Origin of the sequence: Pseudomonas defluvii (genome assembly GCF_001695625.1) — a bacterium.
In the GTDB taxonomy this organism is placed as follows: domain Bacteria; phylum Pseudomonadota; class Gammaproteobacteria; order Pseudomonadales; family Pseudomonadaceae; genus Aquipseudomonas; species Aquipseudomonas defluvii.
The window spans coordinates 21,449-27,895 of the sequence record NZ_MBPN01000073.1; the positions used below are offsets into that span (position 1 = coordinate 21,449).

Here is a 6,447-nt window from a genome sequence, read left to right on the forward strand (position 1 = left end):
ACCTCAACCCCGCCAATTTGGCGGGGCTTTTTTTGCCTGTTATTTGTGCTTTGCAATACACGCTAGTTGGATGATGTTATTCGACCCGGCTAATTGCGTACCTGTCCACTCCTCAATTCGGCGCAGTTGTTCAGGAGACAGGTCATATACATAAATGGCATCGTCAGGCTCTTTCCAGCCCATCAGAGCGATGAGTTCAGCTTGCCGAGCAAATGGGATTTCAACAGTTTTTAGGAGTTCTTCTGTTTCGCTATCAAACACTTCAATGACGTGGTTCATTTTTCTACTGTCCTTGCCGGGTTCTCAGGCTTGGTTTGCTCGCCGGTACTGGCATCGTACTCCCCTAGGTGTTTGCCTTGTTTGCTGTACAGCTCTACTGTGCCGTGTTGAGAGTCCCATTCGTAGATCCTTCCAGAACTGTCTTTCCAGCGCCGTCGCTTTTTACCTCCTCCTTGAACGTAAGTTTTGGAAGGGGCGATTTTCGCATCAGGAAATGCAGGTAGTATGGCGGGCGGCTGATGGTATCTATGATCGCCTCCCAACGGTTTTGAATACACGACATAGAGCGACTTCAGCCCGGAGTCGACGGGGAAGGCAATAATTCGGTCGCCCAGCGTGACATCATCGGTAATCGGATAGCCGTCGATTTGTGAGTCTTCGCCCTCCGAGATAGGATGCACGAGGATGCTTCCAATCGACTCATCAGTATGTTCCGGATAAATCAGTTCGGGCGTGTTTAAAGGTCCCCTATTAGGCGTCCAAAGAATGGTTAAGCCGTCGCCTAGATCTGCTTGAAGTGTTCGCTTATCAGCTCCCCATTTGGCTTGTACGATGCGCACGGCGTCTTCCCCTAATGTGGCCGTGGTGTGAATGCCGTAGAGTTGTAATGCACCGTCAGCATCGCGACGGAACTGGAAGCGCACCCGGGAAGCGGCGCCGTCCATCATGCGTAGCTCGTCATCCGAATACAGCGTTCCATCCCCCATACGGGCGGGAAGCATTCCAGCGATAAAAACAGTAGCTGAGCCACCCGCCAGCGCAGCACCTCGCAGCATCCAGGTAAAACCTCGCTGCAAAATGCCACCTCCGGCTATTCGACCCAAAGCGGAATCAGCCCCCATCGTGCTCGCAAGCGTGGCAGCCCCTGCGGGGATCGCCTTGGTCTTCACCACCATGAGGTTACCGAAATTGGCAGCAGGCTCGAGTACTGTGCCCGCCTTCGTGTCACCCCACCTATCAGGTGTACAGGATTTGGCAAAAACCGCGCCCTTGGGTACTTTAGGGCGCGGCCACTCGTCTTTCTGGAGATAAACCACAGGAGCATCTGGGAGCCGACTTACAAGCCCGCCACCAATAGGATCCGGCTCTTTTATCAGCAACCAGTCGCCACTTTTGATGGCATTGAAAACATCACTATCAGTACTGCCGCGAATGGCACGACGCATCGCGCCTAATCCCTCGACAGGATGGCTGGCGCTCAGGGCATTACTGACCAAGCTGATAGCGTCGTCCGGGGGCACTATGTAACTTTTGCTAACGCCTTCTGAGGCGAAGTCATCACTCCGAATCAAGCGCATGAAATTCCTTCGTATCATCCTGAAAAAGTAACTAGCCACCATATGATCTGGTCGCCGGGTATTGATGCGGCGCGTGGAGCGGCACTCCAGTATGTGAAAAAGCCCCTTTAAGCTGGGGTGGCCGTGACCTTCTCGCACGCTCAAGGAATGACAAGCACCCTGTATCAGAATCGGTACTTCGGATTGGAAGCGAGTGCCCAAGGATGGCGGGCTCAAGGCTCGGCCGAAAATGCGCTTGCTAGGCGCCTTCGATCATCAGGTCGGCGAGATTAGGCATGCAACGTACGCCTTCGACGTCATTGTCGTAGGTAGCGAAACTAGCAGTTGAATAGCGTCAAGCACGGGCAAAAACATGCCTCGGTGAAAATTCGGAAGCTCCCTACAAGCCAAAAGAGAAAACACCTACAAAAGCCTTCAATGCGCATGCCTACCCAGGCACAAGCCCCAACGCCCCCTCGCTTCAGAAACTGTCGATACGGTCGATAACCTGAAAAGTCGTAACCACGTGTTGCGCTTGTCAGCCAGCACGGCATGATGCAACCTTGCGGCACGCATTTTTCCACGAGTTCCAGGCCACTGCGCATTCGTACCTTTGAAGCGAGCTCTCCATGAAAAGCCAACCCGATGCCGCCAGCCGTATGGTGGCCGAGGTAGTAACGCAATTGCCCGTGCCTTCGCGGCTCGGCATGCTGCGTTTCGAGCGGCTGAATGAAGCCAGTTGGGCCATGCTGTTTCTCGACCCGAGCTGTGAACGCCAGTTCGGCATGCCTGCCGTCGACCTCTGCGCCCTGATCGGGTCGCCTTACGCGAGCCTGATGGAGCCTGAGGCGCGCTACAAACTGCACGACGCCATTGAGCTGCAACTGAGCCAGCGCAACCATTACCTGGTGCGCTACACGCTGCACACAAGCGTAGGGCCGCTGCACCTGCTGGAAGTTGGCGAAGCGTACAAACAGCACAATCGGCACCTGTTGCGCGGCTACTTGCTGGTAATCGACGGGCAGCCTGGCGATAGCCCAGAGCTTTCGCCCAGCGAACTGGAAACCCGTAACAACCGCCTGCAGATCGCCCTGCAACTCAACCAGCAAGCGCAACAGGAACAGCTCGAGCATCTGGAGCGGGTGCGCGCCCAGCAGGACCTGATCCTGCGCCTGGCACGACAGCGTTACAGCGCCGGCAACTCGCTGCAGGAGGCCGCCGAACTGATCACCCGCAGCGCCTGCGAGATCTACAAGGTCGACTGCGCAAGCATCTGGAACCTGGAAGACCAGCGCCTGGAGCCTATCTCGGCCTACTACCGCGATACCCAGGAATACCGCCTGCCCGAAGCGTTCGACGCCAGCCAGTTCCCCAACTACCTGGAAGCCCTGCACACCAGCCGTGCCATCGACGCCCACAATGCCAACCACGATCCGCGCACCCGCGAGCTGGTTGATCACCTGCGCCAGCACAACATCAGCGCCATGCTCGATGCCAGTATCCGCATCGACGGGCAGGTGGTCGGTGTGCTGTGCCTGGAGCATAGAGGCTCGACACGTACCTGGCAGTCGGACGAACTTGCCTTTGCTGGCGAGCTGGCCGACCAGTTCGCCCAGGTCATCAACAACCACAACCGCCGCACGGCCACCAGTGCCCTGCACCTGTTCCAGCGCGCCGTGGAGCAAAGCGCCAACGCCTTCCTGCTGGTCAACCGCGATGGCGTGGTCGAGTACGTAAACCCGAGCTTCACGGCGATCACCCAGTACAGCGCCGAAGAGGTCCATGGCCACCGCCTGTCAGAGCTGCCGGCCCTGGAAAACCTCAACGACCTGCTCTTCGATGCGCCCTCCAGCCTGGCCATGAACAACAGTTGGCAAGGCGAGTTCAAAAGCCGGCGCAAGAACCTCGAGCCGTACTGGGGACAGTTGTCGATCTCCAAGGTCTATGGCGATAACCGCGAACTGACCCACTACATCGGCATCTACGAAGACATCACCCAAACCAAGCTGGCCCAACAGCGTATCGAACGCCTGGCCTACACCGACAACCTGACCACCCTGGGCAACCGGCCCTCATTTATCCGAAACCTGGACGAGCGATTTAACTGCGACAGCGACCGCAAGATCAGCCTGTTGCTGGTGGACATCGACAACTTCAAGCGGATCAATGACAGCCTTGGCCATCAGACCGGCGACAAACTGCTGATCAGCCTGGCCCGACGCCTGCGCAACAGCCTGAGCCCCGGTGGCAGCCTGGCGCGGTTTGCCAGTAACGAATTTGCCGTACTGCTCGACGATACCGACATGGAGGGTGGCCAGCAGGTTGCGCAACAGTTGCTCAAGACCCTCGACAAGCCACTGTTTGTCGATAACCAGTTGATCAACGTCACCGCCTCGGTCGGCCTGGCCTGCGCACCGCTGCACGGGCGCGACCCGCAAACCCTGATGAAGAACGCCGGGCTTGCGCTGCACAAGGCCAAAGCCAACGGCAAGCATCAGGTCCAGGTCTTCACCGAAGCGCTCAACGCCGAAGCCAGCTACAAACTGTTTGTCGAGAACAACCTGCGCCGGGCGCTGACCCAGAACGAACTGGAAGTGTTCTACCAGCCTAAGGTCTGCCTGCGCAGCGGTCGCCTGCTGGGCATGGAGGCGCTGCTGCGCTGGAACCATCCGGAAAAGGGCATGATTCGCCCAGACCAGTTCATCAGCGTCGCCGAAGAAACCGGCCTGATCATTCCAATCGGCAAGTGGATCGCCCGTCAGGCCTGCCGCATGAGCCAGGAGCTGGCAAGCGAAGGCCTGGGCAACCTGCAAGTGGCCATCAACCTGTCACCCAAGCAGTTCTCCGACCCGGACCTGGTCGCCTCGATTGCCAAAATCCTCAAAGAGGAAGCCCTGCCGCCGCACCTCCTGGAACTTGAGTTGACCGAAGGCCTGTTGCTTGAAGCCACCGAAGACACTCACCGCCAACTCGACGAGCTCAAGCAGTTGGGCCTGACCCTGGCCATGGACGACTTCGGCACCGGCTACTCGTCACTGAGCTACCTGAAGAAGTTCCCGATCGACATCATCAAGATCGACCGCAGCTTCATCAACGAAATTCCCGACAACCAGGACGACATGGAGATCACCTCAGCCGTGGTCGCCATGGCCCACAACCTCAAGCTCAAGGTGGTTGCCGAAGGCATCGAGACCGCTGAGCAATTGGCATTTCTGCGCAGGCACCGTTGCGATGTCGGCCAGGGTTACCTGTTTGACCGGCCCATCTCCGGCCACGAGCTGCTGGATAAACTCAAGCGCTACCCACGCGGCCCAATCGCCTGACAGCCGTGTAACACTCGGGCACACTACAGGTCTAAGCCTTATCGACGCCGCCTCGCGGCCGTCCCATCTGACATAGAGGAGTGGGTTCATGGTCTTGCGCTCTGAAATCCTGACAAACAAAAGCACGCTACCGACTGAAAAGCAGGCCCTGCCGGGCCGCGAACAACACGTGACCTTACCCGAGTATCACTTCGTCAACGGCAATCCACTGCTGGGGCCGTTCACGGGCAATGTGGAATTCGCCATTTTCGGCCTGGGTTGCTTCTGGGGGGCAGAACGCCGTTTCTGGCAACGCGAAGGCGTGGTCAGCACAGTGGTAGGTTACGCGGGTGGCTTCACACCGAACCCGACCTACGAGGAAGTCTGCTCTGGCCTGACCGGCCACACTGAAGTGGTGCTGGTTGTCTACGAGCCGGAAAAGGTCAGCTACCAGGAACTGCTAACGATGTTCTGGGAACTGCATGACCCAACACAGGGGATGCGCCAGGGCAATGACATTGGCACGCAGTATCGCTCGGTGATCTATACCACCATCCCTAGCCAGCTGGAACAGGCCTTGGCCAGCAAGCACGTGTACCAGGCCGAACTGACCAAGGCCGGCCGAGGCACCATCACCACTGAAATCGCCGAAGCCCCGACTGTGTACTTCGCCGAGGCCTACCACCAGCAGTACCTGGCCAAGAACCCGAATGGCTACTGCGGCATCGGCGGTACAGGCATCTGCATGCCGCCCAGCCTGCAAAACAACTGAGGAACTGACATGTCCGCACCGAGCATGACGCTGTTTTACTCGCCGTTCTCGCCGTTCGTCCGCAAGATCATGGTCTTGCTGCACGAAACCGGGCAACTGGACCGGGTCGCGCTGCAGAGCGTCAACATCAGCCCGACCCAGCCCGACGCGACGCTGAACCAAGGCAACCCGGCCGGGAAAATCCCGGCCCTGCGCCTGGCGGACGGCTCGGTGCTGCATGACAGCCGGGTGATCTTCGAGTACCTCGACCTGCAGCATGTCGGCAACCCACTGATCCCGCGTGAGGGCTCCGCACGCTGGCAGCGCCTGACCGTTGCCTCACTGGCTGACGCGATTGCCGAGGCAGCCGTGCTGACCCGCTACGAGACCTTCCTGCGTCCGGAAGAAAAGCGCTGGGATGCCTGGGTCGATGCACAACAGGAGAAGATCCGGCGCGGCCTGGCCCAACTGGAACAGGCGCACATCGCTGAACTCAGCGCGGCATTCGACGTGGCGGCCATTGGTGTCGCCTGTGCCTTGGGTTACCTCGACCTGCGCATGCCACAGTTCGGCTGGCGCAGTGCTCAACCGAAACTGGCGGCCTGGTACGCTGACGTCAGCCAGCGGCCATCACTCCGGGCCACTGAACCACCCAAGGCCTGATCGGCGGCCTGCCCGCGATACCTGTGGGAGCCGGGCTTGCCCACGATCACCCCACCGACGTCATCGCAGGCAAGCCAGCTCCAACAGATCCCGCGCAACCTGTAGGAGCCGGGCTTGCCCGCGATGCAAACACCGCGAACTCACGGGCACCCCACCGACGCCATCGCAGGCAAGC

5 protein-coding genes are annotated in these 6,447 nt (G+C 58.9%); 3 read left to right on the plus strand and 2 right to left on the minus strand.

Annotation, left to right across the window (positions count from 1 at the left end; translation table 11 throughout):
• Nucleotides 1-39: 39 nt before the first annotated feature.
• Nucleotides 40-279: a DUF7683 domain-containing protein gene (locus EKA13_RS18405; protein ID WP_065760766.1), complete on the minus strand. Its 240-nt coding sequence runs from the start codon at nucleotides 277-279 to the stop codon at nucleotides 40-42.
• A complete protein-coding gene (locus tag EKA13_RS18410; protein ID WP_083199844.1) occupies nucleotides 276-1,577 on the minus strand; it encodes a colicin E3/pyocin S6 family cytotoxin in 1,302 nt (433 codons plus the stop codon). Before EKA13_RS18410 ends, EKA13_RS18405 begins: the two co-directional genes overlap by 4 nt.
• Nucleotides 1,578-2,185: 608 nt before the next feature.
• Between EKA13_RS18410 and EKA13_RS18415 the strand changes: the two genes are divergently transcribed.
• The 3 genes from EKA13_RS18415 (at nucleotide 2,186) to EKA13_RS18425 (ending at nucleotide 6,272) form a co-directional block, all read left to right on the plus strand.
• Entirely contained in the window at nucleotides 2,186-4,879 is a 2,694-nt protein-coding gene (locus EKA13_RS18415) for a putative bifunctional diguanylate cyclase/phosphodiesterase (RefSeq protein ID WP_065760767.1), read from the plus strand.
• Between the two features lie 88 nt (nucleotides 4,880-4,967).
• The gene (gene msrA / locus EKA13_RS18420; RefSeq protein WP_065760768.1) at nucleotides 4,968-5,630 is read left to right on the plus strand and encodes a peptide-methionine (S)-S-oxide reductase MsrA; all 663 of its coding nucleotides are present in this window, start codon (nucleotides 4,968-4,970) and stop codon (nucleotides 5,628-5,630) included.
• A 9-nt stretch (nucleotides 5,631-5,639) separates the two neighbouring features.
• Nucleotides 5,640-6,272: a glutathione S-transferase gene (locus EKA13_RS18425; protein ID WP_065760769.1), complete on the plus strand. Its 633-nt coding sequence runs from the start codon at nucleotides 5,640-5,642 to the stop codon at nucleotides 6,270-6,272.
• Nucleotides 6,273-6,447 lie beyond the last annotated feature (175 nt).